This is a genomic window from Rhodococcus sp. USK13, from assembly GCF_018343855.1.
Taxonomy (GTDB): domain Bacteria; phylum Actinomycetota; class Actinomycetes; order Mycobacteriales; family Mycobacteriaceae; genus Rhodococcus_F; species Rhodococcus_F oxybenzonivorans.
Map to the genome: position 1 here is coordinate 5,832,997 of NZ_CP069242.1, position 24,523 is coordinate 5,857,519.

A 24,523-nucleotide genomic window follows, 5' to 3' on the forward strand; every position below is an offset into this window, starting at 1 on the left:
TCAGCGAACGGCCTTCTCCAACAGCACGACGCTGGGCCATTCGACCTCGAAGTCGCGGCGGCCCACCAGGAAGAAACCCTGCTCCTCGTAGTACGTGCGCAGCCGACTGTTGGTCTCCACGCATTCGAGCCGGACGACGGACACGGCCTCGCTCCGGGCGTGCTCGTCCACCCACCGCAACAGTTGCGCTCCCAACCCTGGACTTGCATGGCGGCGATCCGTCATCACCCGCGCGACGTAGGTAGCGGGAATCTCGTCGTCGACCCAGATGTCGGGATCGGCGCGCAGTACGCGCAGGGCGCCCGCCACGATTCCACCGGAGCGCGCGACGCGCCATTCTCCGGCCTCGATCTGCTCACGCACATCGGCGAGCGACACATCACCGCGGCACGGCGGGTCGATCTGCTGCTCAGCAAGCCAATCCTCTGCGTCCCAGTGCATCTGGACGATGTCTTCCGCCTGATCCAGCACTGCCCGCTCCACCGTGACCGCCATGCACTCACAGTAGCGACCCCACGGTGAAATCAAATCACCGCTGCGCCCGTGTCGATCTGCGGTGATGTGACCGGGATTACAGTATCCGCGTAGCCGCTGGAGCTTTAGCTGTGCATGTGTGGCAGAAGCAGATCTGCCTGCCCTACTTCGACGGGGGCCTCGTCGAGCCACTGCGCAGTCTGCTCCCGGGCCCGCCGTATCAACTCGTCCGCCTCGCCGAAATCTGCGGGGCTGGTGTCCAGAGGACAGAGGGGTGGCACGACCTTGATATCGGCAGCGCCCTCATAACGTTCGATATCGAGCGCAAGGCGTTGATTGATCGCGAGCGTCACCCCGAGCAGAGCCATCCCGAGTGCGCTGCGGGGAACCTCGGACAGCGTGCAGGCATATCCGGTGGGCAGTACCCACACCGTCGTGGCACCGAGTTCGATGGCATGCGAGATCGGGGTGTTGTTGACCACGCCACCGTCCATCAGCGCGCGACCCTCGACGACTACGGGCGGGAGAATTCCCGGAATGGCAGCGCTGGCAAGGACGGCATCGACAGCGGGACCGCTCGACAGCCGAACGTCCTTGCCGGTCAGCACATCGGCTGCGATCACGTGGAGCGGGATCGGAGCGTCCTCCATCCGCCCGAAGCGCAAATGCTTCTCGAGAATCCGCCGGATTCCCCGGTTGGAGACCAGATGATTGTCGATCCCGACGAAACCCACGAAGCCGGTGAACAGGCCGGTCGGGAACACCGAGCTCCGCTTCAGCCCGCGCCACAGATCGGCCAGTTCACGTAGATCCGATTCCGAGGACCCGGCCGCCAGCCAAGCGCCGTTGAGCGCACCCACAGAAGTTCCGACGATGAGATCGGGGCGAATTCCCCTGCCTATGAGCGTTTGCAGCATTCCGACCTCGATAGCTCCGAGGCTGGCTCCACCCGACAGAACGAAAGCGGTCGTCATGTCGCCACGGTAACCGGTCAGGTCCGGCGATACAGCGCATCGATATCGGCGGCGAAGCGTTCGGTCACAACTGGACGCTTGATCTTCAAGGTGGCCGTCAATTCCCCGTCCGCCTCGGTGAGGTCGCGGTCGAGGATGACGAACCGTTTGATCGACTCGGTGTGGGAGACGGTGGTATTCGCGTCGTCGACGGCATCCTGAAGCTCCGCGCGCAATTCCTCGTCTTCGCGCAGATCGGCGACCGATGCGTCGGCAGGCCGCCCATGGGCTGCCTTCCACTTGTCGAATTCCTGAGGATCGACCGTGAGCAGCGCACCGATGAACGGGCGACCGTCACCCACGACCACGGCCTGCGACACCAGTGTGTGCGAGCGCAGGCGATCCTCGAGGGGCCCCGGTGACACGTTCTTGCCCCCTGCGGTGATCAGAAGGTCCTTCTTGCGCCCGGTGATGGTGAGAAAGCCTTCGTCGTCGAGGTAGCCCAGATCACCGGTGCGGAACCAGCCGTCGTGCAGCGCCTCCCGAGTGGCGTGCTCGTTGCGCCAGTAGCCGCCGAAGACGACGTCACCGCACAATTCGATCTCACCGTCCTCGGCGATGCGCACGCCGTGTCCGCCGAGCGGCCTGCCCACCGTTCCGATCTTTTGCGCCCCGGGAACGTTCACGCAATGCGCGGCAGTGGATTCGGTGAGTCCATATCCTTCGTACACGGGTACGCCCATCCCGCGGAAGAAGTGCCCGAGGCTCGGCATGAGCGCTCCGCCTCCCGAGATCGCCCACCAGCAGTCGCCGCCCAAGGCTGCCCGCAGCCTGGCGTAGACCAACTTGTCGGCGACGGCGCGGCGCAGCGCGAGCAACGGTCCCGGTCCACCGTTGTCCTGGGCCCGGCTGTACTCGACGGCCGTCGTCTCGGCGAAGTCGAAGATCCGCTTCTGCAGGCCACCACCGGATGCCGCCTTACGGGCGGCACCGTCGCGCACCTTCTCGAAGACCCGTGGAACACCGAGGATCGTGTGCGGGCGAAAACGTTCGAATTCTCCCGTGACCGTCCCGAAATCGGACCAGTGCGCCTGGGTGGCCCCCGCCTCGAACATTGCCAGGGACACCGCCCGGGCCAGAACGTGTGCCAGGGGAAGGAATGTGAGGACACGGTTGCCGGGACGCGCCACGTCCCCGATCGGCGCAGCGAGGAGGGCCCGCACCTCCGACAAGAAGTTGCGGTGCGTGAGAATGCACCCTTTGGGTCTTCCGGTGGTTCCCGAGGTATATACCAGCGACGCGAGATCGCCCGCGGTCAGCGCGACGACTCGCTTGAACACCTCGGAGTCGTCGACCGAGCGTCCGGCCTTGATGAGGGTGCCCACCGCATCCTCGTCGATGGTGAAGATGTGCTTCAACGTGTACGGGATGCCGTCGCCCTCGAAGCTCGACGCATGAGCCGGCGTCTCCACCACGGCAGCCACCGCCCCCGAGTCCTCGATGATCCACCGGATCTGATCGGGCGACGAGGAGTCGTAGACCGGAACCGAGGCAGCGCCGGTCGCCCAGATGGCGTAGTCGAGCAAGGACCATTCGAACCGAGTGGACGACAGCAGTGCTACCCGGTCGCCCGGCCGGACACCATGGGCGATGAGGCCCTTCGCGACCCCGGTGACGAGTGCGGCGAAATCCTTGGCCGTCACGTCGACCCAGCCATTGGCCTCCTGCCGGGCGTACATCACCCGGTCGGGCGCGCTCTCCGCATGTGCGAACACCGTCAAGACCGCGTTCTCGTGCTCGGAGACGCTGAAGGTCGGCGGGCTCGTGAACTCACGCACGGGTGTCGTCTCCGTTGCTCTCGAAGGTCGAGGGGTGCCGCGAAGGGTCGTCGCCGCCACGACGGAATCGGCGCAGATGATCGGCGAACGCGGCAATGTCACGGTCCGACCAGGAGGCCATCCGGTCGCGCACTTCCTCGACCCGCCGGGCATCCGCTCCCGCAAGCACGGCGACACCGGCGTCGGTGAGGGTCAGCGGATGGCCGCTGCGAAGCGGTCCGGCCTCGGCCCGCACCCACCCCTCGTCGATGCAGACACGCAGCTGCCGCGACACCGTGGAGCGGTGCACTCCGAAGGACTCGGAGATCTGGGTGGCCCGGCACCCGGGATTGCGGGCGATGTACGAGAGCAGCGAATGTTGAGCGAATGTCGGCGAACCCGCCGGAGGTCCGTCACCGGCGACGAGCTGGCGGACGAGCCGGACGAGTTCGTCATGGACAGCCACGACGCCCGATGCGGACGACTCACCCGATTCGACCTCGTTGTGTTGCACACTGCAACTATATCGAGACTCCCGCGCCTCGGCCACTCGCACCCACTTCCCTCGCCGCTCCTCGACCCGCCGCGGCGGCCGACACACTCACGCGTGGTGCTCATACTGCTATCCCCGACTCGGAAAAACCCGAAAGCGGGAAACCCTCGAGGGTCACAATTGGAGAACGCTTCGCCCTGTGCCGACTCCCAGTGCTGCAACGGTATCTGTCCGGCATCGCTCAGAACCTTCTGTGCGCGGGCTCCGGGTCCAGCTATCGGCCAGCAGCAAACCGCCGCATAAATTCGTTGCGACGGACAGAATTCTCGCGGCAGGCTGTCGAACATGCTCATACGACGGGAAACTGCCCACGACGTCGCCGCGATCGCCGAGGTCCATCGCCAGGCCTTCGACGGCGACGCCCCCGTCGAGGTCGACCTCGTCGAGCGACTCCGGACGGGCCCGGCGTGGATTCCGCCGCTGTCCTTCGTCGCCGAGTGGCACGACTCGGTGATCGGACACGTGTGTCTGACCCGCGCCACCGTTGCTTCGACGCCGGTGCTGGCATTGGGCCCCATCGGTGTGCTGCCGGGCCACCAGCTCGGTGGGGTCGGTTCGGCGCTCATGCATGCCGCCCTCGGCGCCGCTGATTCCCGTGACGAACCGCTGGTAGCACTGCTGGGCCACCTCGAGTACTACCCCCGGTTCGGGTTCGTCGCCGGATCCTCCCTCGGGATCGAACCGGACGAGCCTTCCTGGTCGTCCCATTTCCAGGTTCGCCGTCTCACTACCTGGGACACCGCCCTGTCGGGAATGTTCCGGTACGCCGCGCCGTTCTATCAACTCTGAGGCGAGTGCACAGTGTGCAGCTCCCGAGCCGCTGGTAGTTTGCCAATAGACAAGCAGGATCCGAGGTAACGACAGTGACGAACGCCGCCGACAGCGTCCGAACGGGCGACGTCGTCGACACGTCCGTGACGACGACCATCGTCCGGCGGGTCAGCCAGGGGTGCGAAGAAGAGTTCGCCGATTGGATTCAGGTCGGCCTCGGTCTGGCACGCCTCTTCCCCGGTTTCCTCGGCGGCGGATGGCTCAAGGAGAGCAGCACGTCCGCTGTGTGCGTCATCGTCCTCAAGTTCGAGACGCAGGCGGCCCTGGACAATTGGCTGACGTCTTCGCTGCGGAACGGATGGTTGCGGACCGGCGAGAACATCGCCGTCGAAGATTCCACCGACCGGATTTCGAGCATCGCGGGATTGTTCGACCCACCCCGGCCCGCGGACCGGTTACCCGACCCCGGTACGCCCACACCCACCTAGTCCGTGCCTGTGAGCGCACCCTCCTCCCTGCATGTCGGACTACTCGCCTACGGTGACTGACGTGACGTCGCCTTGGTCGGAGGGACAGGTCGCATCGGTAGCGGCCGATGCCGGCTCTCTCGCTGCCGCACGCACGCTCTCGGCGTCGTGGTCGGATACCGGCCACAGCGGCACCGCACTGTGGGGACTGTGCCGGGGTAGCGGCAGGAACCCGTACCGCACGGTGGTCGATCTCGACGGGCCCGCTTTCTCGTGTTCGTGTCCGAGCCGGAAATTCCCTTGCAAGCACGCGCTCGGGCTGCTCCTGCTCTGGTCGCAGGGGCGGGTCCCGGACGCGGCCGACTTCCCGCCGTTCGCGCGCGAATGGCTGGGACGACGGGCCACGCGGGCAAGCGAACCAGGTCTGCCTGCTCCCCCGTCGACCGCCCAGGGGAAGGCTGCCGAACGTCGAGCCGATCGGGTGGCCGCGGGCCTCGACGAACTCGACCTGTGGCTCACCGATCAGATCCGCGGTGGGCTGGGATCCACGGACACGTCCCCCGCCGCATTCGATGCGGTTGCGGCCCGAATGGTCGACGCGCAGGCTCCCGGCGTCGCATCGGCGTTGCGTCGGCTCGCCTTCGCCGTCGCGCTGCGCCCCGACTGGCCGGCGAGATTGCTTGCCGAGTACGCCAAGCTGCATCTACTCGTGGTCGCGCATCGTCGTCTCCCCGAACTGCCGGAGCCGTTGCGGGCGTCGGTCCGCGCCCACGTGGGATACCCGGTCTCCACCGACAAGGTGCGTGGTGAACCGGCTGTGCGTGATCGGTGGATGGTGCTGGGCTCCCAGACCACCGAAGAGAAACGGCTCTTCACCCGCAAGGTGTGGTTACTCGGCCGGGATCACGGCCGTTGGGCACTCTTGCTCGATTTCGCCCACGGCACAACGAACTTCGCGAACGCCGTTCCGCCGCTCGGTTCCCTCGTCGACGCAGATCTGCACTTCTATCCCGGCGCCGCGCCGTTGCGCGCCCTGTGGGGCACCGACCACGGTGCGGCAGAACCGTTCACGACGCTTCGCGCGGGAGGCATCGACCCGGCCCTCGACGCCTTCGCCCACGTCATCGGCGCCGATCCGTGGGTTCGTTCGTGGCCCGTGTTGCTGGGCGGTGTCACGCCGACGGTCACGGACGAGGGATGGCTGCTGGTCGACGCCGAAGGGCGAGCGTTGCCGGTCACCGGTGACGAGAGAAATCTGTGGACACTGCTCGGCATCTCCGGTGGCCACCCGGTCACCGTGTGCGGTGAGTGGAACAGTGAGGCACTGACTCCGGTGTCCGTGTTCGACCGCGGTGTCGTCCACTCGCTCGTATCCGCAACGGCCCCCGCCGTCGCGACCCGCACGGCAGGCAGACGACGATGAGCGAACTTCTGTCGACGGCCCTCCTCGGTACGGCCCGGTCCACTCCCGCATTACAGGACCTCGCCACGGGGCAACTGGCGCAATCGATTACCGGCGATCCCGCCGAAGTGCTGCTGGGTGCGGCCGCTCTGGAAAACGCCCATCGAGCAGGCGGGGTCTCTGCCTCCCTGCACGTAGTGCCTGCGCCCGCCGACGAGGACGACCGAGTGCAACTGCCCCCGGCGGCGGCCGACCACCTGATGCAACTGCTCGCCGCCAGGTCGTGGACACTGACGGAGTGGTTCGCCGTAGCCGTCGAGCGCGGGTACCGGGCGCCGGATCATCTCGTCGCCGACCTGATGTCCGCGGCACGGAGCAACGACACGCACCGGGAGAACATTCTCCGGCTCACCGGACCACGCGGACAGTGGCTGGCCGCCCAGAACCCGGAATGGTCGATGCTCCGGCGGACAGCCGATCGCCTCGAGGTGTGGCATCGCGGATCCCATCCGGAACGTCTGCAGTGGCTCACGGCGATGCGCTCGGTGAATCCGGCGGCCGCCACGGCGGAACTGCAACGTACGTGGGATACCGAACGCGGCGAGCACCGGGCCGCGTTCATCGCAGCACTGGCCACCGGGCTCGGTGACGCGGACGCCGGCCTCCTCGAGCACGCACTCGACGACCGGCGCAAAGATGTTCGCCAGCATGCAGTCCAGTTGCTGCGCCAACTTCCCCGCTCGGCGTACGCGCAGCGGATGGCTGCCCGCGCCCGCGCGTGGGTGCGGGTGGAGAAGAAGCCCCTCCGCACCCGCCTGGTGGTGAACATGCCGGGTTCGCTCGACGATTCGGCGCGGCGTGACGGCATCGAAAACGTGCACTTCAAGAACAAGGGAATTCGGAGTTGGTGGCTGCGAATGGTGGTCACCGCGGCACCACTGTCGGTGTGGGACGACATGATCGGATCCGCATCCCAGGCCCTGGACATCCACATCGAGGATCAATGGCGTGATGTGATGACCGAGGCCTTGGTCAATGCGACAGTGTTGCAGCGCAACCCGCGATGGGCGTCCGCCTTCCTGCACAAACAGGGCCGGCAGACCGAGCGGCGCGTCGTCCCTCTCGTTCCCGCCGGTGAGCGGCTGCAGTACATACTCGCCGGCCACGCCGACTCCTATCTGCTGGGCGTGGACGGGGCGGCACTGTTCGAGGATCTCCCGCACCCGTGGCCCCTCGAACTCGCGCAACGCATCATCGCCCGATTCGAGGACATCGCGCTGCGGCACGCCTCGACAGGCAAGGAACTCGGACAATTGTCCCGGCACAGCCACTACTCGACGCTGCGCAGTGCCGAGACACACTTCCCTTTCAGCGCGATTCCCCTGCTCCACGCGGCCGCCGAACGCACCCGCGACCCCGGCTGGCAGCAGGCGTTCTCGACGGCCGCCGCCAACATCGAACACCGCCGAACGCTGCTGAAGGAGCTCGAGTGACCGAGATCGTGGCCGGCCAGGCCGACCTGCTGCGTCCCCATGCCGAGCAGGACTACGCCGAAGAACTCGCGACCCTCGCCGCCCAGGACACCCGGCCGCGGCCGCCGTCCTGGAAGATGTCGCCGTGGGCCGTCGTCACGTACCTACTCGGGGGCGAACTCGAGGACGGCACCGTGATCACCCCCAAATACGTCGGCCCCCGCCGGTTGATGGAAGTCGCAGTCGCTACCCTGGCCACCGATCGGGCACTCCTGCTCCTCGGTGTCCCCGGAACAGCCAAGACGTGGGTGTCCGAACATCTTTCGGCCGCGATTTCCGGAACGTCGACGCTACTGATCCAGGGAACTTCCGGAACCCCGGAGGAGGCCATCCGGTACGGGTGGAACTACGCCCGGCTCCTGGCCGAAGGCCCCACCGCGGGAGCCCTCGTCCCCTCCCCGGTGATGACCGCGATGGAGAGCGGCCGGATCGTCCGAGTCGAGGAGCTCACCCGAATTCCGGCCGACGTGCAGGACGCGCTCATCACCGTGCTCTCGGAGAAAACCCTGCCGGTGCCCGAATTGGGCATCGAAGTGCAGGCAGCCAAGGGTTTCAACCTGATAGCCACCGCCAACGACCGGGACCGCGGTGTGAACGACCTCTCCTCCGCACTCCGCAGGCGCTTCAACACGGTGGTCCTGCCGCTGCCCGCCAGCGAGGAGGACGAGGTCGCCATTGTCACGCGGCGCGTCGAGCAATTGGGCGCCTCATTGGAACTGCCGAAAATACCCGCGACGGTCGACGAGATTCGCCGAGTGGTCACCGTGTTCCGCGAATTACGCTCCGGCGCCACCTCGGACGGTCGTACCAAGCTGAAGTCGCCGTCCGGAACATTGTCGACCGCGGAGGCCATCTCCGTGGTGACCAACGGATTGGCGCTCGCCGCGCACTTCGGCAACGGCACGTTGGGGCCCTCTGATGTGGCCGCAGGCATCCTCGGATCCGTACTGAAGGATCCGGTGGCAGACAAGGTGGTGTGGACGGAGTATCTCGAAGCGGTTGTCCGTGAACGCGAGGACTGGTCGGACTTCTACCGAGTCTGCCGGGAGGTCACCGGGTGAGTTCCGATGTCCGTGTCTTCGGCATCCGCCATCACGGGCCCGGATCCGCACGGTCGGTGCGACGCGCACTCGAGGCGTTCACTCCCGATGCAGTCCTGATCGAAGGGCCCGCGGACGCCGACCCGCTGATCGCACTGACGGCCGCCGACGCCATGCAACCGCCGGTGGCATTGCTGGCCTACGCCACCGGGGAACCGCGGACGGCTGCGTTCTGGCCTTTCGCAGTGTTTTCCCCTGAGTGGCAGGCACTCTCGTGGTCCGCGGAGCACGGAGTGGACGTGCGGTTCTGTGATCTCCCGGCTGCCCAGACGCTCGCCGCCGAATCCGCCGAATCCGATCGCACAGACCCGTTGGCCCAGCTCGCCGCGGCTGCCGGATACGACGACCCCGAACGCTGGTGGGACGCAGTAATCGAATCCGGCACCGGCGCAGACTCGTTCGACGCCATCACCGAAGCGATGTCCGTTCTGCGCAATGCCACCGACCTCGACGAGGAGACGAGAAGACGCGAGGCCTACATGCGCCAGACGCTGCGCAGGGCCATCAAGGGCGGCGCTCAGCGCGTGGCGGTGATCTGTGGCGCCTGGCATGCGCCGGCGCTCTCCGGGCCCCTCGGCCCCGCCACCGCCGATGCGCGAATCCTCAAGGGCCTGCCGAAGATCAAAACCTCACTGACGTGGGTTCCGTGGACCCATTCGCGTCTGTCCACGGCCTCGGGGTACGGAGCGGGCATCACCTCACCGGGTTGGTACCACCACCTCTTCACCGCCGGCGACCGTACGATCCCACGATGGCTCACCAAGGTGGCCCGCGTGCTGCGCGCCGAGGACCTCCCGGTGTCGAGCGCGCACGTCATCGAGGCGGTACGCCTGGCAGACACCCTGGCCGCCATGCGCTCACGTCCCCTGGCCGGCCTGTCCGAGGTCACCGAGGCAACCCGCGCCGTGATGTGCGACGGCAACGACGTCCTGCTCGACCTGATCACCCGGCGACTCGTGGTCGGTGAGGCACTCGGCGGCGTCCCGGACGACACACCCACCGTCCCGCTCGACGCCGACCTGCGTGCACGGGCAAAAACGCTCCGCCTCAAGCAACAGGCCACGGAGAAGACACTCGACCTCGATCTTCGAAAGGACATCGACGGCACGCGCTCCCGGTTACTCCACCGCCTGCAGCTCCTGGGGGTCGGGTGGGGCGTTCCCGCGAACAGCGAGATCAACGCCACCGGGACGTTCCGCGAAACGTGGTCACTGACCTGGAAGCCGGAACTCGCCGTCGCCATCATCGAGGCATCACTCTGGGGAACGACAGTCGAGGCCGCAGCCACCGCCAAAGTACGGGCCGAGGCGTCGGATGAGGACGTCTCCCTCGCCCAGCTCACCGCACTTCTCGAGCAGGCGCTGCTGTCGAACCTCACCGATGCGCTGCCCGAACTGCTACGTGCGCTGGACACGGCCGCCGCCCTCGACCACGACGTGATGCATTTGATGGATGCGCTGCCGTCCCTGACCCGGACCCTCCGCTACGGTGACGTCCGCGGCACCGACATCTCGTCCCTCGCCCGCGTCAACGACAGCCTCCTGGTGCGGATCTGCGCGGGACTGGGATCGGCGCTGTCGGGATTGGACGACGACAGCGCGATCGAGATGCGCCGGGCGATCGACGGGGTCCATGCCGCCGTGATGCTCCGCGACGAGGATCGCGCGTCGAAACGATGGCTGGGTACACTCGCCGGGCTCGTCGATCGCAGCGACGTCAACGGCCTGGTGATCGGCCGGATGGTCCGGCTGCTCCGCGACGCCGGCGCGATCAGCGAAACCGACTCCGCGACCAGGTTGTCGCGGGCATTGTCCGTCGGCGCCACACCGTCCGCGAAGGCAGGATGGGTGGACGGCTTTCTCGGCGGCGGTGGCTTGCTTCTCGTCCATGATCGGGAACTGCTGCGCCTGCTCGACACGTGGGTATCGGGACTGGGTGAGCAGGACTTCGTAGACACGCTGCCGTTGCTGCGGCGAACATTCGGCGCCTTCGACACCGGGGAACGTCAGGCGATCGGCCAGTCCGTGCAGGGCGGAAACCGAACCGAAGCTGCAGCTCCGGTCGACCCGCGGCGGGCCGCGGTCGCGATCCGCACGGTGGCCGACATTCTGGGAGTGCCGTCGTGAGCGAAGACGTCGAGCGGTTACGACGGTGGCGGTTGCTGCTCGGTGACGCCGCCGAGGAGTCGACGGGCGGGCTGGGCTCCAAGTCGGATGCCGCGATGGACGGTGCGCTGTCGGCCCTCTACGACGCGAACCCCGAGGACACCGGTAGCCGTCGCCGCGGTGCCGGCCTGGGAAGCTCGGCGCCGAAGGTGGCGCGGTGGCTCGGCGACATCCGGACGTACTTCCCGAGCACCGTCGTCCAGGTGATGCAGAAGGACGCCGTCGACCGGCTCGGACTTACCGAGTTGCTGCTCGAACCCGAATTGCTCGACGCCGTCGAACCCGACGTCCACCTCGTCGGCACGCTGCTGAGCCTCAATCGGGTGATGCCCGAAACGAGCAAAGCCACCGCCCGCATGGTCGTCGACACAGTGGTCCGGCAGATCGAGGAACGCATCGCGCAGAAAACACGGACCGCGGTGACCGGCGCCATCAACCGGGCTGCGCGCACCACCAATCCGAAGCTCCGCGATGTCGATTGGAACCGCACCATCCGCGCCAACCTCGCCCACTATCTTCCCGAGTACAAGACCGTGGTGCCGGAACGGATGATCGGGTACGGACGTCGATCACCGTCGGTGCACCGCGACGTTGTCCTCGCCATCGACCAGTCGGGGTCGATGGCGTCGAGCGTCGTCTACGCCTCCGTCTTCGGCGCCGTTCTCGCATCGATGCGCGCACTGAAAACTTCGCTCGTCGTCTTCGACACGGCCGTCGTGGATCTGACAGACAAACTGTCCGATCCCGTGGACGTCCTGTTCGGCACACAGCTCGGCGGCGGCACCGACATCAACAGGGCCATCGCCTACAGCCAGTCGCTGATCGACAGACCGACCGAATCGCTGTTCGTGCTCATTTCGGACCTGTACGAGGGCGGAATCCGCGGCGAGATGCTGCGGCGGATGTCTGCGATGAAGACTGCCGGGGTCCAGGTGATCGTGCTGCTGGCACTGTCCGACGACGGCGCCCCGTCGTTCGACCACGACAACGCGGCGGCCCTGAGTGTTCTCGGGGTTCCCGCATTCGCCTGCACACCGGACAAGTTCCCGGAACTGCTGGCGCTCGCACTGGAACGCGGCGACATTCGCAGGTGGGCAGACAGTCTTCAGACGGAGTGACGCGGGCCTAGCCGGCGGCCATCCGGCGGTCGCTGTGCAGTTCGGGGTGCGCGTCTGCGCGAATCCTGAGCAAGACAAGGCCGGAGACCGACGCGACGATGAGCGACGCGACCGTCCACTGAACGTGCAGCTCGGAAATCCCGACTCCCGCACCGACGAGTCCCACGAAAAGCAGGCTCCACATGATCGCTTTGACTGGACCGGACCCCATGGCAATGCTCCTTCACCGAGATTACGAACGTCCCCCGTGAGTTCTGGTGTTGCGCGCAGAACGTTATCCGCGTCACACCACCACCACCCGCGCGACACGTCGGAAACGCCGTAATTCGATACCAAGCCGAGACCAACCCCTGTGAGTACTTGTTAACCGCGAGCGGTTAACAAGTACTCACAGGCGGGTTTAGATGATGCTGATGGTCCCCTGGGTGGTCGCCGACGCGAGGACCCGGAGGTGGTCGTCGGAGCCGCCGAGGGTGTGTTCGATGGCGGTGAGCCGGCTGACATAGTGCCCGACCGGATACTCCGCGGTCATGCCGATGCCACCGTGCATTTGGATCGCTTCTTGCCCGATCTTGCGGGCCGAACGCCCGATCTGCAGCTTCGCACGGGAGGCGACCACCGGGTCGACGGTTCCGTCGGCCAGCGACATCGTCGCGTACAGACTCATGCTGCGAGCCAGTTCCAGCAGCACGTACATATCCGCCGCCCGATGTGTCAGGGTCTGGAATTTCGCGATCGGGACACCGAACTGCTTGCGGGTTTTCAGGTACTCGGTCGTCAACCGCAACGCTTCCTCCATCGCGCCGACCGCCTCCGCGCACAACGCCGCCTGCGCCCGGATCTGCGCGCCCTCGATCGCCGACGACGCGTCGCCGCCCTCACCGAGCGGCTCCGCCGGAGTATCCGATAGTTCGACCTGCGCGGCGCGCAGTCCGTCGTGAGTCGCGTAACCCGTGCGGGTAAGCCCGTGAGCGTCGGCGTCGACGAGGAACAGCCCGACCCCACCACCGGGGAGTGTCGCCGTGACGACCAGCGTGTCCGCGCTTCCCCCGTGCAGGACGGGGTTCTTGATCCCCGACACCGTCCAGGAGTCGCCGTCCTGCTTCGCGGTCGTGGAGACTCGGGTGGAGGGCCACCGCACCCCCGGTTCCCGATCGGCGAACGCCAGCAACAGGTTGCCCTCCGACACCTCCGGCAGGACTCGGCGGCGCTGCTCCGTGCTGCCTACCGCAGCGATCAGCCCGCCCGGAACGAGCACCGCGTCGAGTACGGGTTCAGGGGCGAGCCGGCGGCCGATTTCGGTCATCACCGACGCCACCTCCACCGGACCGGCGCCCATTCCGCCGTCATCCTCGGCGAAGCTCAAACCGAGCAGTCCCACCTCGGCGAGTTGCTTCCACACCTGCGGGCTCCACCCCTGCTCGGTGTCGGTGACGGCATTACGCTTCTCCGCGTCGTAACTGCGGCCGAGCAGTTCCCTGGTGGTGTCACGCAGCAGTTTCTGTTCGTCGGTCAGTTCGAAATCCATGACACACCCCTCACAATCCGAGGATCGACGAGGCGATGATGCTGCGCTGCACTTCGCTCGATCCGCTGTAGATGGACACCTTGCGGTAGTTCAGATACGTCGGTGCCGTCCGCTGCGCCCAGAGCGGCGAGGCAATACCCTCACCGGCCGCGAAGGGCAGCGAGTCCGGTCCCGCGACATCGGTCAATAACTCGAGCGTGGCCTGTTGCAGCTCGGACCCCCGCAGCTTCAGAAGCGACGACGCCGGATTCGGCTTCCCGTCGGCCGAACTCGCCACCACCCGCAACTGCGTCAACTCCAACGCGATGATCTCGTTCTCGAGTTCCGCGACTCGCGCGGCGAACAGCGGATCCTCCAGCAAGGTGCCGTCCCCGACCGCGATTTCTGCGGCGCGCTTCTTCGCCTGCGCTATACGCACCTTGGAGAATCCGAGCCGGGTCACCCCGGTGCGCTCGTTGCCGAGGAGGAACTTCGCGTAACTCCAGCCCTGGTTCTCTTCGCCCACGAGATTCTCCGCCGGCACCCGAACGTCCTCGAAAAACACCTCGTTGACTTCGTGGCCGCCGTCGATGAGTTTGATCGGGCGCACCGTCACCCCAGGCGTACTCAGGTCGACGAGGATGAACGAGATACCGGCCTGCTTCTTGGGCGCATCCGGATTGGTGCGAGCGAGAACGAAGATCCAATCCGCGTGCTGCGCCAGGGTGGTCCATGTCTTCTGACCGTTGATCACATACTCGTCGCCGTCGCGGACGGCGCGGGTCTTCAGCGACGCCAGGTCCGAGCCGGCCTCGGGCTCGGAGAACCCCTGGCACCACCAGATGTCGAGATTCGCGGTCGGCGGCAGGAACTTTTCCTTCTGCCTCTGTGAACCGAACGCCGCAATTACCGGGCCGACCATGCCGGTATTGAACGCGAGCGGCTCGGGCACCGACGCCAACTGCAACTCTTCCAACCAGATGTGCTTCTGCACCGGTGTCCAGTCCCGGCCGCCCCACTCCACCGGCCAATGCGGCGTCGCGAGCCCGTTGGCATTCAGGATCCGCTGCGACTCGACGAACCCCTCCCTCCCCACCTCTTCTCCGCGCGCATACCGCTCACGGATCTCCGCCGGAATCTGCGTGGTGAAGAACGTTCGCATCTCGTCGCGGAACGCCAGCTCCTCGTCGGTCAAAGCCAGATTCATCGGGATTCCTTCGCACTCGAGGTCGGATTCATGTTCTGGATCCGACGTTACTCCCTCGTGCGGCTTCGCCGCCCGTGAGTACTTATCAACCGGCCACGGTTAACAAATACTCACGGGTCAGGCAGTGCGAAGGACCAGCAGATACGCACCACCGGCGGCGTCGATCTGCGACTCCACCCGCAGGTCCGGAGCCAGCCGGGACAACCGGTCGAGCAGCCATTCCGACGCCTCTTCGGCATCCGACTTTCCCGGGCAGCGTGCCACCGCGACACGTCCGCCTTTGCGGCTCAACTGCTCGACCACGCCGATGATCGGTGCGGGATCGACGACGAACAACCGGTCCGGCCACGGCACGACCGGCTTGACCGCGCCCTTCTTGGTATTACACGCGCGGTGCGCCAGGCGTTCGGCGCCGCCCTTCGCCTTCGCCTTCTTCGCGGTGACAACGCTGTCGATACTGGGTCCACGCGGATCGTTGACCGACATGTCGGGATCCACCGGTTCGTCACACAGCCAGCAGCGCCACGATGCGCGTTCGCCGACCTCTTGGAGGGTGCTCATGCGCGCACACGCTACTCGCGCCGACTAGGCAGGATCGAAGCCGGAGATCAGCCAGTCGTCACCTGAGCGCGTGAGTTCGACGTTGATACTCGTCGCCGTCGTGGCCGGTTCGGGTTCCGCGGCACTGGTCGTCGTCTGGTTCACGAACAAGAGCACTGTCGCCGTGTCGGCCTGTACGTCCACGGGACCGGCCGCCGCCACCGTCGCCTCGGTGGCTACCTGGCTCTCTTGCGCGGCCGGCACCACGACCTCCGTGGTGAACTTCGAGTAATAGTCGAGGAACTCTCCTGTCAGACGACCGCGGGCGGTGTCGACGACGCTGGCCACGGTGTCCGGCGTGTAGGACAGAAGGGCGACAGCGCCCTGCGACGCGGTGTCGGTCACCGCCGCGCGCACGTCGTCATCGACACGCTGGTCCGGTCGATACGTCGTCACGTAGAGGGTTGCTGCCAGCACCGCCGCCACCGCGGTGAGTGCAGCCAGGACGGAGACCCACCTGCGTGGGTTCCGCGACCACCATTGCACCTTCTCTTCTGCGTTCACTGCACGAATCCCGCCTTCACGATCTTGTACCGGCCGTCGTCGAGTTGCACCGTGACCCGCATCCGCTGTCCGCGCGGTTCTTCCGAAGCGCCACCGGCATTCGAAACCTTCTGTGCGACAGCGACTATCACGTCGGCGGAATCGCCGCTCTGCGATTCGATCGCGGCCTGCCGCACCTCGCCTTCGGACTGGACCCGCGCTTCCTGCATGACGGCGACGAGATCCTTCGAGCGCGCCTCGAACTCGTCGCGGAACTCTCCGGCCGCGCCGTCGAGCACTCGCTGCACGTCCTCGTCGGCGCGCTCGAAGTTCATCGTCGTCAAGTTCACGACCCCTTGGCGGGCGGCGTCCAGTATCTCGGACCGCTCCCGTGCATCGCGCTCGGCCTGCCAGTGCGAGTAGCCGAAGTACCCGCTGAGGGCGAACAGTGCCAGCGCCGCCACCGACAGCACGCCGGCGATTGCCGTCCCGGACGTCCGCCCGGCCGACGGCGGTGCAGCTTCCAAGCCGGGCGCCGCCTGTGCTGTGCCCTCTTCCGGTGGAGTCGACTTTTCCGGGGAAGCGCTGTCCACGGCGGGCACGTCAGCCATCGATGTCCTTCGGTAGTGCGTGTTGTTACCTGGATCACCCCGAATGCTACCCGTGGGCAATATCAGATATTTTTCGCCCACCGACGCTCGCGACTTCCCGTCGGCGCATAGCTCGTGTCGGGTCACACGTACGGTCGGGTATCACTACTGTTGGGGACAAGGCAGGCGACTCGGAAGGATCCACGATGACCAGCGATTCAGGCGCGCGCAGCCGCGTGCAGTTCGGTGCCGGAGCGACGCCGGAACTCGTCAGCTCCCAGGGGCGGACCATCATCGCCGACGCCGTGGTCGCCAAGATTGCCGGCATCGCCACTCGCGAGATCAACGGTGTCTACGACGTGGGTGGCGGCACCGCCCGCGCAGTCGGCGCTCTCCGTGACCGGATCCCCGGCGCACGGGTCAATCACGCCCAGGGGGTCGCCGTCGAGGTCGGGGAAAAGCAGGCCGCCATCGACATCGGCATCGTGGCCGAATACGGCGTCGCACTACACGAACTCGCCGTCGGAATTCGCCGCAACGTCATCGCCGCCGTCGAGCGCATGACCGGGCTCGAGGTGACGGAAGTGAACATCACCGTCTTCGACGTCATGCTCGAGGAACCCGACATCGTGGCCGAGTCGGACCTCAAACCGAGGGTGCAGTGACAGGGTCAGGGTCGCCCTTGCCGGACACCGGCACCGAAGATCTGTCGGAACTGGTTGCCGCCGCCGTCCTCGCCACTCCGGGCGTCGCAGCCCTGCACGGCGGCCAATTCGGGGAAATCGCGACCTATCTGCCCGGCCGTCGTGTCACCGGGGTGACCATCGGCCCGTCGTCGTGCGCCGTTCACGTAGCCGTGCGCTACCCGGCGAATGTCGTCGATACCGCCGAAAACGTACGGGCCGCCGTCGAATCGCTGGTGAACGTCCCCGTAGACGTGACCATCGAAGATCTCTTGACCGAGACAGGACACACGCAATGAACAGTACAGTCACAGGGTTGGTCGTCGGGTTACTCCTCGCGATCGCCGGAATCCTCGGCGGCTTCAGCGGATTCGTCTTCGCGGTACTTCTCGGCGCGGTAGGAATGGCCGTCGGTGCACACCGGGACGGTCACCTCGACCTCGGCGCCATCCTCCGAAGCCGTGGCCGTGGCTGAACCCTCCCCCTCCGGATCGGCTGCCGGTGTCGACGAGGCGGCCGCCGACTACGACGCGTCCGGATTGCGCGGCGAGTTGGTCATCAAAGAGCGCGCCATCGTGAAGATCGCCGTCGCCGCAGCCCTGCAGGTACCCGGCGTGGTCAGGCAGTCCGGCGGACTGTCCCGGCTCACCGGTCGCGAACTCCCCCGCGCCGATGTGTCCACAGGCGCCGATGCCGTCGCCATCAACCTGTACATCGCGATGCGCTGGCCGTGCCGTCTCGACATCCTGAGCCGGCGTCTGCGTGCGGAAGTGAGCAGCCGCATCGAGGATCTGACCGGAATGCCGGTGTGCGAACTGAACATCGTGGTCGCCGGAACAGAGGCAGCCCCGGACGAGGACAGTTCATCGGACACGCCCTACCAGGACGACGACTCCCGCGCTCCGGACGCGCCCATTGTCCCGCTCCGACCGCGCACACCGCGGGCCACACCGGCCGCGGTACCGGCCGCGATCATAATCGCGGTCACAGCTCTGGGCCTGGCACTCGTCTCGGCGCGCGAACTGCTCATCATGCGAGGCACTTTCGCGAATGCACCCTGGATACGGAACACCGTGGAGTGGCTGGGACGACTGCACTGGTCGGAGTGGATAGTCCCGGCCGCAGTGAGCGCGATAGTACTCGGCGTCGTCTTCATCGTCGCGGCTGTCAAACCCCGCCCACGCACACATCTGCCACTGCGAGTCGGCGACACACCGATCGTCTGGTTTCGACCCACCGACCTCGCTCGCCATTGCAGCAGCCACGCCCGCACCGCTCCCGGCGTGCAGTCCGCGCACACCACGGTCGACCGCAAACACGTCACCGTTCGGGTGGTGCGCAGCGAAGCGTTCTCAGCGGGTGACGTCGCCATCTCGGTCCGCGAAGCGGTGGAACCGACCCTGTCACTGCTCGGCACCGCACCCGAACTCCGAGTGCAGGTGAAGCCATGACGCATCGCACCGCCGCCGTCAATCGTCTGATCGTCCTCGTCGTCGGCCTCATCCTCTTCGGTGTGGGCGCCTACGCCGTCGCCTGGGACCTCGGCGTACCGATCGTCCGGGAATGGGTGTCGCATTACGACCGCGCACGTGTCACCTCGTTGCCTGAGGAGAACTGGTGGGGGTGGGCGCTCGCCGCGGCGGTCGTCGGGGGTGTGTTGTTCGGAACGGTGCTGTTGGCACTTGATCTCACCAGGCGACGCACTGCGCCCGTTGCGGTGCCGGACCGCGACTCCGGAACCTTCGTCACCGTGGACCTCGGGTCTCTCGCCAACGGGGTGTCGAGTGAGCTCGAGCGGTACCCGGGGGTGCGGCAGACCCGCGCACGGGCAGTCAACGAACGCGGACTACCCACCCTGTCCGTCGTCGTGACCGCTGATCCGACGATCGACCTCGCCGACTTCACCCGCACATCGGAGCGCATCGCCGCCTGGGTTGCGGCGACGGTCGGTGACAACGAGGTGGCCACCCAGGTCCTGCTGCACCTCGATCGGGCAGATCAGCCGGCACAAAATTCCGAGAGCTGACCCGCGCACCCGCACGTACTCGGTACGTTCGGGCTCATGGAATATGTGGTGTTCTATGCGACCGATCCGGCCAGTGCAGCGCGTATCCCCGAGGTGTACCCACGGCATCTGGCGTACCTCGACGAGTTCTCCACTCGAGGAGGTCTGCTGAGTATCGGCCCGTTCGACGACCCCGTGACTCATGGGTCGATGGCGATCTTCACGAGCCGGGAGCGAGCCGAGGAATTCGTCGCGAACGACCCCTTCGTCCTCGAGGGCATCGCGCTCCCCGGAGAAATCCGCGAGTGGGACGCCCTGAGCTTCCGTTGACACCCCACGAGGTCGGACGAGAAAACGCCAGTGGCGCCCATCCCGGAGGATGAGCGCCACTGGCGTGTAGTGCAGCGTGATCAGCCGATCACAGGCAGGCGGGTGCCTACTTGTTGATCTTCGTGACCTTGCCGGCGCCGACAGTGCGGCCGCCTTCGCGGATCGCGAAGCGCAGGCCCTCGTCCATGGCGACGGGCTGGATCAGCTTGACGGACATCTCGGTGTTGTCACCGGGCATGACCATCTCGGTGCCCTCGGGCAGCGTCACAACGCCCGTCACGTCCGTGGTACGGAAGTAGAACTGCGGACGGTAGTTGTTGAAGAACGGCGTGTGGCGGCCGCCCTCGTCCTTGGACAGGATGTACGCCTGGCCCTCGAACTCGGTGTGCGGGGTGGTGGTGCCGGGCTTGACGACAACCTGTCCACGCTCGACATCTTCGCGCTTGATACCACGCACGAGCAGACCGACGTTGTCACCGGCCTGGCCCGAGTCGAGGAGCTTGCGGAACATCTCGATACCCGTGACCGTGGTCTTGGTCTTGGTTTCCTTGATGCCGACGATCTCGACGTCCTCGTTGACGTTGATCACGCCACGCTCGATACGACCGGTGACGACGGTGCCACGACCGGTGATCGTGAAGACGTCCTCGACGGGCATGAGGAAGGGCTTCTCGGTCTCGCGAACCGGGTCCGGGATGGACTCGTCGACCGCAGCCATGAGCTCGAGGATGTTCTTGGTCCACTCCGGGTCGCCCTCGAGCGCCTTCAGTGCGGAAACCTTGACCACCGGAGCGTCCTCGTCGAACTCCTGCGCAGCGAGGAGCTCACGGACCTCCATCTCGACGAGCTCGATGATCTCTTCGTCGTCGACCATGTCGGCCTTGTTGAGAGCGACGAGGATGTAGGGCACGCCGACCTGGCGGGCGAGCAGCACGTGCTCACGCGTCTGGGGCATCGGGCCGTCGGTGGCGGCGACCACGAGGATGGCACCGTCCATCTGCGCCGCACCGGTGATCATGTTCTTGATGTAGTCGGCGTGACCGGGAGCGTCGACGTGCGCGTAGTGGCGCTTCTCGGTCTGGTACTCAACATGCGAGATGTTGATCGTGATACCGCGAGCCTTCTCCTCAGGAGCCTTGTCGATCTCGTCGAAGGCCGAGGCCTCGTTGAGGTCCGGGTACGCGTCGTGCAGAACCTTGGTGATGGCCGCGGTCAGCGTGGTCTTGCCGTGGTCGACGTGACCGATGGTGCCGATGTTCACGTGCGGCTTCGTCCGCTCGAACTTCGCCTTCGCCACTGTGTGTCCTCCTGGACTGATTGATGCTTGCGGTATGCAGCAGTGCGGTTGTTATTACTGGGTCGTGCTTTCGGCCGGCTTAACCGAGGTTACTCGCCGGTCGCCTTGGCGATGATTTCCTTCGAGACGTTCGCGGGAACCTCTGCGTAGGAATCGAACACCATGGAGAAGTTCGCCCGGCCCTGGGTCTTCGACCGCAGATCACCGATGTAACCGAACATCTCCGAGAGCGGAACCAGCGCCTTCACGACACGGGCACCACTGCGTTCCTCCATGGCCTGAATCTGGCCACGGCGGGAGTTCAGGTCGCCGATCACGTCACCCATGTATTCCTCGGGTGTGGTGACCTCGACAGCCATGAGCGGCTCGAGAATGACCGGGCCGGCCTTGCGGGCGGCTTCCTTCAGTGCCTGCGAACCGGCAACCTTGAAGGCCATTTCAGACGAGTCGACATCGTGGTATGCACCGTCGAGCAGCGACAGCTTGAGGTTGACCAGCGGGTAACCGGCCAGGACGCCGTACTGCATCGCGTCCTGTGCGCCTGCATCCACGGAGGGGATGTATTCGCGCGGGATGCGGCCACCGCTGACCTTGTTCTCGAACTCGTAGGTGGCGCCGTCTTCGCCGACGAACGGTTCCAGCGCGATGATCACCTTGGCGAACTGGCCCGATCCACCCGTCTGCTTCTTGTGGGTGTAGTCGTGCTTCTCGACCTTCTTGGTGATGGTCTCGCGGTAGGCGACCTGCGGCTTGCCGACGTTGGCCTCGACCTTGAACTCGCGACGCATACGGTCGACGAGGATGTCGAGGTGGAGCTCGCCCATACCGCCGATGACGGTCTGGCCGGTCTCCTCGTCGAGCTCGACGGAGAACGTGGGGTCCTCTTCGGCGAGCTTCTGGATCGCGGTGCCCAGCTTCTCCTGGTCGGACTTGGTCTTGGGCTCGATCGAGACCTGGATGACCGGGTCCGGGAAGCTCATGGACTCGAGCACGATGGGGCTGCTCTGATCGCAAAGGGTGTCACCGGTGGTGGTGTCCTTCAGACCGATCATCGCGTAGATGTGGCCGGCCACGGCCTCGTCGACCGGGTTCTCCTTGTTGGCGTGCATCTGGAAGAGCTTTCCGATGCGCTCCTTCTTGCCCTTGGTCGCGTTCATGACCTGGGCGCCCGGATCGATCCGGCCGGAGTACACGCGGACGAACGTCAGCTTGCCGAAGAACGGGTGCGCTGCGATCTTGAAGGCCAGAGCCGAGAACGGCTCGTCCTTGCTCGGCTTACGAGTGAGAACTTCCTCCTCGTTGCCCAGCGCGTGGCCCTGAACCTCACCGATGTCCAGCGGGTTCGGCAGGTAGTCGATGACCGCGTCGAGCATGGGCTGCACGCCCTTGTTCTTGAACGCGGAACCGCACAGCACCGGGTACAGCTCGGACGCGACCGTCATCTTGCGGATGGCAGCCTTGATCTCCTCGACGGAGAGCTCCTCGCCGGCGAAGTACTTCTCCATGAGGGCTTCGTCGGACTCGGCAACGGTCTCGAGCAGCTTCTCGCGGTACTCGGCGGCCTTGTCGGCCAGATCCGCGGGGATCTCCTCGATGGTGGGCTCGGCACCGGTCGGCACGACACCGCGCCAGGTGATGGCCCGCATCTCGACCAGGTCGACGACACCGTCGAAGTCGTCCTCGGCGCCGATCGGCAGCTGCAGGACGAGGGGCTTGGCACCGAGACGGTCGATGATGGTCTGGACCGTGAAGTAGAAGTCCGCGCCCATCTTGTCCATCTTGTTGACGAAACAGATGCGCGGAACGTCGTACTTGGCGGCCTGACGCCACACCTGCTCCGACTGGGGCTCGACGCCCTCCTTGCCGTCGAACACGGCCACAGCGCCGTCGAGCACGCGGAGCGAACGCTCCACCTCGACGGTGAAGTCGACGTGTCCGGGGGTGTCGATGATGTTGATCTGGTTGTTGTTCCAGAAGCAGGTCACCGCGGCAGAGGTGATCGTGATGCCGCGTTCCTTCTCCTGCTCCATCCAGTCCGTCGTCGACGCGCCGTCGTGCGTCTCACCGATCTTGTAGTTGACACCGGTGTAGAACAGGATGCGCTCGGTGGTCGTGGTCTTGCCGGCATCGATGTGCGCCATGATGCCGATGTTGCGGACCTTGTTCAGGTCGGTCAGCACTTCCTGTGCCACAGGATTCTTCCCCGCTCGTAGCTCGTGTATCGGGTGTCGGCCTCCCCGGTGTTCCACCAGCGGGGCCGTTGTCTCGAGTTGTAGATCAGCCGGGCCCGGGTAGGGCCCGACGTAGCAACGACGCCGGAGCAGTCACGGTGAGGTGACTGCTCCGACGTGACGTCACCAGCGGTAGTGGGCGAATGCCTTGTTGGCTTCAGCCATCTTGTGAGTGTCCTCACGGCGCTTCACAGCGGCACCGAGGCCGTTGCTGGCGTCGAGGAGCTCATTGGCGAGACGCTCGACCATCGTCTTCTCACGGCGCTGCCGCGAGAAGGTCACGAGCCAGCGGAGCGCGAGGGTGGTGGAACGGCCCGGACGGACCTCGACCGGCACCTGGTAGGTGGCGCCACCGACACGGCGGCTGCGAACCTCGAGGGCAGGCTTGACGTTGTCCAGAGCGCGCTTGAGGGTGACGACCGGATCGGTGCCGGTCTTCTCGCGTGCCTGCTCGAGCGCCTGGTAGACGATGCGCTCGGCGGTGGACTTCTTGCCGTCCAGGAGGATCTTGTTGACGAGCTGCGTCACCAGGGGCGAACCGTAGACCGGGTCGTTGATGAGCGGGCGCTTCGGAGCGGGGCCCTTACGTGGCATTAGCTCTTCTCCTTCTTGGCGCCGTAGCGGCTGCGTGCCTGCTTGCGACCCTTGACACCCTGGGTGTCGAGGGAGCCGCGGATGATCTTGTAGCGCACACCGGGGAGGTCCTTCACACGACCACCGCGGACGAGCACCATGGAGTGCTCCTGCAGGTTGTGGCCCTCACCCGGGATGTAAGCGGTGACCTCGACGGAGCTGGTCAAGCGCACACGCGCGACCTTACGGAGCGCCGAGTTCGGCTTCTTCGGGGTGGTGGTGTACACGCGGGTGCACACGCCACGACGCTGCGGGCTGCCCTTCAGAGCTGCCGTCTTGACCTTGGCGGTCTTGTCGCGGCGGCCCTTGCGGACCAACTGATTGATGGTTGGCATTTACCGGCTTTCTTCGTGTTGAACAGACTGCTCTGGACAAGCAACCTTGGCTGTTCTGAAATTAGGGATCTAGCAGTTGGGGCAAGGAAGCTACTGCCCCGCACTCGATCGACGGTGCGTGACGTGCACGCACCCCACGGTCGGGTGTGTCGCATACCCCCACACAGGCAGCCGGATGCTCGTTCCATGCAGCAAATCTGCACGAACGCGCGCACGGCAATACCTCGCTAGGCACACAGATCGGCCCGGGCATGCCGGACACGACCCACA

The 24,523-nt window shown here is 65.9% G+C and carries 27 protein-coding genes; 13 read left to right on the forward strand and 14 right to left on the reverse strand.

Annotation, left to right across the window (positions count from 1 at the left end; all coding sequences use genetic code 11):
• From JQT59_RS29280 to JQT59_RS29295, 4 genes are all read right to left on the reverse strand, one after another.
• Nucleotides 1-495: a GNAT family N-acetyltransferase gene (locus JQT59_RS29280; protein WP_213573021.1), complete on the reverse strand. Its 495-nt coding sequence runs from the start codon at nucleotides 493-495 to the stop codon at nucleotides 1-3.
• Between the two features lie 104 nt (nucleotides 496-599).
• The gene (locus tag JQT59_RS29285) at nucleotides 600-1,448 is read right to left on the reverse strand and encodes a patatin-like phospholipase family protein (protein ID WP_213573022.1); all 849 of its coding nucleotides are present in this window, start codon (nucleotides 1,446-1,448) and stop codon (nucleotides 600-602) included.
• A 17-nt stretch (nucleotides 1,449-1,465) separates the two neighbouring features.
• Entirely contained in the window at nucleotides 1,466-3,265 is a 1,800-nt protein-coding gene (locus JQT59_RS29290; protein ID WP_213573023.1) for an AMP-dependent synthetase/ligase, read from the reverse strand.
• The gene (locus tag JQT59_RS29295; RefSeq protein ID WP_213573024.1) at nucleotides 3,258-3,800 is read right to left on the reverse strand and encodes a MarR family winged helix-turn-helix transcriptional regulator; all 543 of its coding nucleotides are present in this window, start codon (nucleotides 3,798-3,800) and stop codon (nucleotides 3,258-3,260) included. Before JQT59_RS29295 ends, JQT59_RS29290 begins: the two co-directional genes overlap by 8 nt.
• Nucleotides 3,801-4,082: 282 nt before the next feature.
• On the opposite strand from JQT59_RS29295, the gene JQT59_RS29300 reads away from it, so the two are divergent.
• The 7 genes from JQT59_RS29300 to JQT59_RS29330 all read left to right on the forward strand — a co-directional run bounded on the left by JQT59_RS29300 (nucleotide 4,083) and on the right by JQT59_RS29330 (nucleotide 12,352).
• Complete coding sequence (locus JQT59_RS29300) at nucleotides 4,083-4,586, forward strand: GNAT family N-acetyltransferase (RefSeq protein ID WP_213573025.1); 504 nt, start codon at nucleotides 4,083-4,085, stop codon at nucleotides 4,584-4,586.
• Nucleotides 4,587-4,660: 74 nt separating this feature from the next.
• Entirely contained in the window at nucleotides 4,661-5,056 is a 396-nt protein-coding gene (locus tag JQT59_RS29305; protein WP_213573026.1) for an antibiotic biosynthesis monooxygenase, read from the forward strand.
• A gap of 61 nt (nucleotides 5,057-5,117) precedes the next feature.
• Nucleotides 5,118-6,458, forward strand: a complete 1,341-nt coding sequence (locus JQT59_RS29310) for an SWIM zinc finger family protein (protein WP_213573027.1) — start codon at nucleotides 5,118-5,120, stop codon at nucleotides 6,456-6,458.
• Complete coding sequence (locus tag JQT59_RS29315; protein ID WP_213573028.1) at nucleotides 6,455-7,930, forward strand: DUF5691 domain-containing protein; 1,476 nt, start codon at nucleotides 6,455-6,457, stop codon at nucleotides 7,928-7,930. Before JQT59_RS29310 ends, JQT59_RS29315 begins: the two co-directional genes overlap by 4 nt.
• Complete coding sequence (locus JQT59_RS29320) at nucleotides 7,927-9,030, forward strand: ATP-binding protein (RefSeq protein WP_213573029.1); 1,104 nt, start codon at nucleotides 7,927-7,929, stop codon at nucleotides 9,028-9,030. The genes JQT59_RS29315 and JQT59_RS29320 overlap by 4 nt, the downstream gene beginning before the upstream one ends.
• Complete coding sequence (locus tag JQT59_RS29325; RefSeq protein ID WP_213573030.1) at nucleotides 9,027-11,195, forward strand: DUF5682 family protein; 2,169 nt, start codon at nucleotides 9,027-9,029, stop codon at nucleotides 11,193-11,195. Before JQT59_RS29320 ends, JQT59_RS29325 begins: the two co-directional genes overlap by 4 nt.
• Entirely contained in the window at nucleotides 11,192-12,352 is a 1,161-nt protein-coding gene (locus JQT59_RS29330) for a VWA domain-containing protein (RefSeq protein ID WP_213573031.1), read from the forward strand. Before JQT59_RS29325 ends, JQT59_RS29330 begins: the two co-directional genes overlap by 4 nt.
• 7 nt (nucleotides 12,353-12,359) lie before the next feature.
• Here the strand turns inward: JQT59_RS29330 and JQT59_RS29335 are convergent, their stop codons facing one another.
• The 6 genes from JQT59_RS29335 to JQT59_RS29360 form a co-directional block, all read right to left on the reverse strand.
• On the reverse strand, nucleotides 12,360-12,563 hold the full coding sequence (locus JQT59_RS29335) for a hypothetical protein (protein ID WP_109328063.1): 204 nt from the start codon (nucleotides 12,561-12,563) through the stop codon (nucleotides 12,360-12,362).
• Nucleotides 12,564-12,752: 189 nt separating this feature from the next.
• Nucleotides 12,753-13,880 carry an acyl-CoA dehydrogenase family protein gene (locus JQT59_RS29340; RefSeq protein ID WP_213573032.1) on the reverse strand — a complete coding sequence of 376 codons (1,128 nt, stop codon included), beginning with the start codon at nucleotides 13,878-13,880 and terminating at the stop codon, nucleotides 12,753-12,755.
• 10 nt (nucleotides 13,881-13,890) lie between these two features.
• A complete protein-coding gene (locus JQT59_RS29345; RefSeq protein WP_213573033.1) occupies nucleotides 13,891-15,066 on the reverse strand; it encodes an acyl-CoA dehydrogenase family protein in 1,176 nt (391 codons plus the stop codon).
• Nucleotides 15,067-15,183: 117 nt separating this feature from the next.
• Entirely contained in the window at nucleotides 15,184-15,627 is a 444-nt protein-coding gene (locus JQT59_RS29350; RefSeq protein ID WP_201453529.1) for a hypothetical protein, read from the reverse strand.
• A 24-nt stretch (nucleotides 15,628-15,651) separates the two neighbouring features.
• Complete coding sequence (locus JQT59_RS29355) at nucleotides 15,652-16,170, reverse strand: Rv1363c family protein (protein ID WP_249353942.1); 519 nt, start codon at nucleotides 16,168-16,170, stop codon at nucleotides 15,652-15,654.
• Nucleotides 16,167-16,760, reverse strand: a complete 594-nt coding sequence (locus tag JQT59_RS29360; protein WP_213573034.1) for an Rv1363c family protein — start codon at nucleotides 16,758-16,760, stop codon at nucleotides 16,167-16,169. Before JQT59_RS29360 ends, JQT59_RS29355 begins: the two co-directional genes overlap by 4 nt.
• Before the next feature lie 185 nt (nucleotides 16,761-16,945).
• Between JQT59_RS29360 and JQT59_RS29365 the strand changes: the two genes are divergently transcribed.
• Genes JQT59_RS29365 through JQT59_RS29390 form a run of 6 tightly spaced genes read left to right on the forward strand, consistent with a single transcriptional unit; the run spans nucleotide 16,946 to nucleotide 19,757 of the window.
• Nucleotides 16,946-17,404 (forward strand): Asp23/Gls24 family envelope stress response protein, encoded by a 459-nt coding sequence (locus JQT59_RS29365; protein WP_109328051.1) that lies wholly within the window; start codon nucleotides 16,946-16,948, stop codon nucleotides 17,402-17,404.
• Nucleotides 17,401-17,721 (forward strand): Asp23/Gls24 family envelope stress response protein, encoded by a 321-nt coding sequence (locus JQT59_RS29370; RefSeq protein WP_213573035.1) that lies wholly within the window; start codon nucleotides 17,401-17,403, stop codon nucleotides 17,719-17,721. Before JQT59_RS29365 ends, JQT59_RS29370 begins: the two co-directional genes overlap by 4 nt.
• A complete protein-coding gene (locus tag JQT59_RS29375; RefSeq protein ID WP_109328047.1) occupies nucleotides 17,718-17,897 on the forward strand; it encodes a DUF2273 domain-containing protein in 180 nt (59 codons plus the stop codon). Before JQT59_RS29370 ends, JQT59_RS29375 begins: the two co-directional genes overlap by 4 nt.
• Nucleotides 17,890-18,873, forward strand: a complete 984-nt coding sequence (locus tag JQT59_RS29380; protein ID WP_397517750.1) for a DUF6286 domain-containing protein — start codon at nucleotides 17,890-17,892, stop codon at nucleotides 18,871-18,873. The genes JQT59_RS29375 and JQT59_RS29380 overlap by 8 nt, the downstream gene beginning before the upstream one ends.
• A complete protein-coding gene (locus tag JQT59_RS29385) occupies nucleotides 18,870-19,448 on the forward strand; it encodes an Asp23/Gls24 family envelope stress response protein (protein WP_159920449.1) in 579 nt (192 codons plus the stop codon). Before JQT59_RS29380 ends, JQT59_RS29385 begins: the two co-directional genes overlap by 4 nt.
• A 36-nt stretch (nucleotides 19,449-19,484) precedes the next feature.
• Nucleotides 19,485-19,757 carry a YciI family protein gene (locus tag JQT59_RS29390; protein ID WP_213573036.1) on the forward strand — a complete coding sequence of 91 codons (273 nt, stop codon included), beginning with the start codon at nucleotides 19,485-19,487 and terminating at the stop codon, nucleotides 19,755-19,757.
• Nucleotides 19,758-19,863: 106 nt separating this feature from the next.
• Here JQT59_RS29390 and tuf read toward each other — a convergent pair whose 3' ends face one another.
• The 4 genes from tuf to rpsL form a co-directional block, all read right to left on the reverse strand.
• The gene (gene tuf / locus JQT59_RS29395) at nucleotides 19,864-21,054 is read right to left on the reverse strand and encodes an elongation factor Tu (RefSeq protein ID WP_109328041.1); all 1,191 of its coding nucleotides are present in this window, start codon (nucleotides 21,052-21,054) and stop codon (nucleotides 19,864-19,866) included.
• A gap of 89 nt (nucleotides 21,055-21,143) precedes the next feature.
• On the reverse strand, nucleotides 21,144-23,246 hold the full coding sequence (fusA, locus tag JQT59_RS29400) for an elongation factor G (RefSeq protein ID WP_109328039.1): 2,103 nt from the start codon (nucleotides 23,244-23,246) through the stop codon (nucleotides 21,144-21,146).
• A 162-nt stretch (nucleotides 23,247-23,408) separates the two neighbouring features.
• Entirely contained in the window at nucleotides 23,409-23,879 is a 471-nt protein-coding gene (rpsG, locus tag JQT59_RS29405) for a 30S ribosomal protein S7 (RefSeq protein ID WP_072738343.1), read from the reverse strand.
• Nucleotides 23,879-24,253, reverse strand: a complete 375-nt coding sequence (gene rpsL, locus JQT59_RS29410) for a 30S ribosomal protein S12 (RefSeq protein ID WP_005252198.1) — start codon at nucleotides 24,251-24,253, stop codon at nucleotides 23,879-23,881. The genes rpsG and rpsL overlap by 1 nt, the downstream gene beginning before the upstream one ends.
• Nucleotides 24,254-24,523 lie beyond the last annotated feature (270 nt).

Bases quoted from the DNA above. Each gene is read 5' to 3' on its own strand.
- JQT59_RS29280 (WP_213573021.1), bottom strand. From the start codon at position 495: ATGGCGGTCACGGTGGAGCGGGCAGTGCTGGATCAGGCGGAAGACATC.
- JQT59_RS29285 (WP_213573022.1), bottom strand. From the start codon at position 1,448: ATGACGACCGCTTTCGTTCTGTCGGGTGGAGCCAGCCTCGGAGCTATC.
- JQT59_RS29300 (WP_213573025.1), top strand. From the start codon at position 4,083: ATGCTCATACGACGGGAAACTGCCCACGACGTCGCCGCGATCGCCGAG.
- JQT59_RS29315 (WP_213573028.1), top strand. From the start codon at position 6,455: ATGAGCGAACTTCTGTCGACGGCCCTCCTCGGTACGGCCCGGTCCACT.
- JQT59_RS29335 (WP_109328063.1), bottom strand. From the start codon at position 12,563: ATGGGGTCCGGTCCAGTCAAAGCGATCATGTGGAGCCTGCTTTTCGTG.
- JQT59_RS29340 (WP_213573032.1), bottom strand. From the start codon at position 13,880: ATGGATTTCGAACTGACCGACGAACAGAAACTGCTGCGTGACACCACC.
- JQT59_RS29345 (WP_213573033.1), bottom strand. From the start codon at position 15,066: ATGAATCTGGCTTTGACCGACGAGGAGCTGGCGTTCCGCGACGAGATG.
- JQT59_RS29350 (WP_201453529.1), bottom strand. From the start codon at position 15,627: ATGAGCACCCTCCAAGAGGTCGGCGAACGCGCATCGTGGCGCTGCTGG.
- JQT59_RS29360 (WP_213573034.1), bottom strand. From the start codon at position 16,760: ATGGCTGACGTGCCCGCCGTGGACAGCGCTTCCCCGGAAAAGTCGACT.
- JQT59_RS29365 (WP_109328051.1), top strand. From the start codon at position 16,946: ATGACCAGCGATTCAGGCGCGCGCAGCCGCGTGCAGTTCGGTGCCGGA.
- JQT59_RS29375 (WP_109328047.1), top strand. From the start codon at position 17,718: ATGAACAGTACAGTCACAGGGTTGGTCGTCGGGTTACTCCTCGCGATC.
- JQT59_RS29385 (WP_159920449.1), top strand. From the start codon at position 18,870: ATGACGCATCGCACCGCCGCCGTCAATCGTCTGATCGTCCTCGTCGTC.
- JQT59_RS29390 (WP_213573036.1), top strand. From the start codon at position 19,485: ATGGAATATGTGGTGTTCTATGCGACCGATCCGGCCAGTGCAGCGCGT.
- rpsG (WP_072738343.1), bottom strand. From the start codon at position 23,879: ATGCCACGTAAGGGCCCCGCTCCGAAGCGCCCGCTCATCAACGACCCG.
- rpsL (WP_005252198.1), bottom strand. From the start codon at position 24,253: ATGCCAACCATCAATCAGTTGGTCCGCAAGGGCCGCCGCGACAAGACC.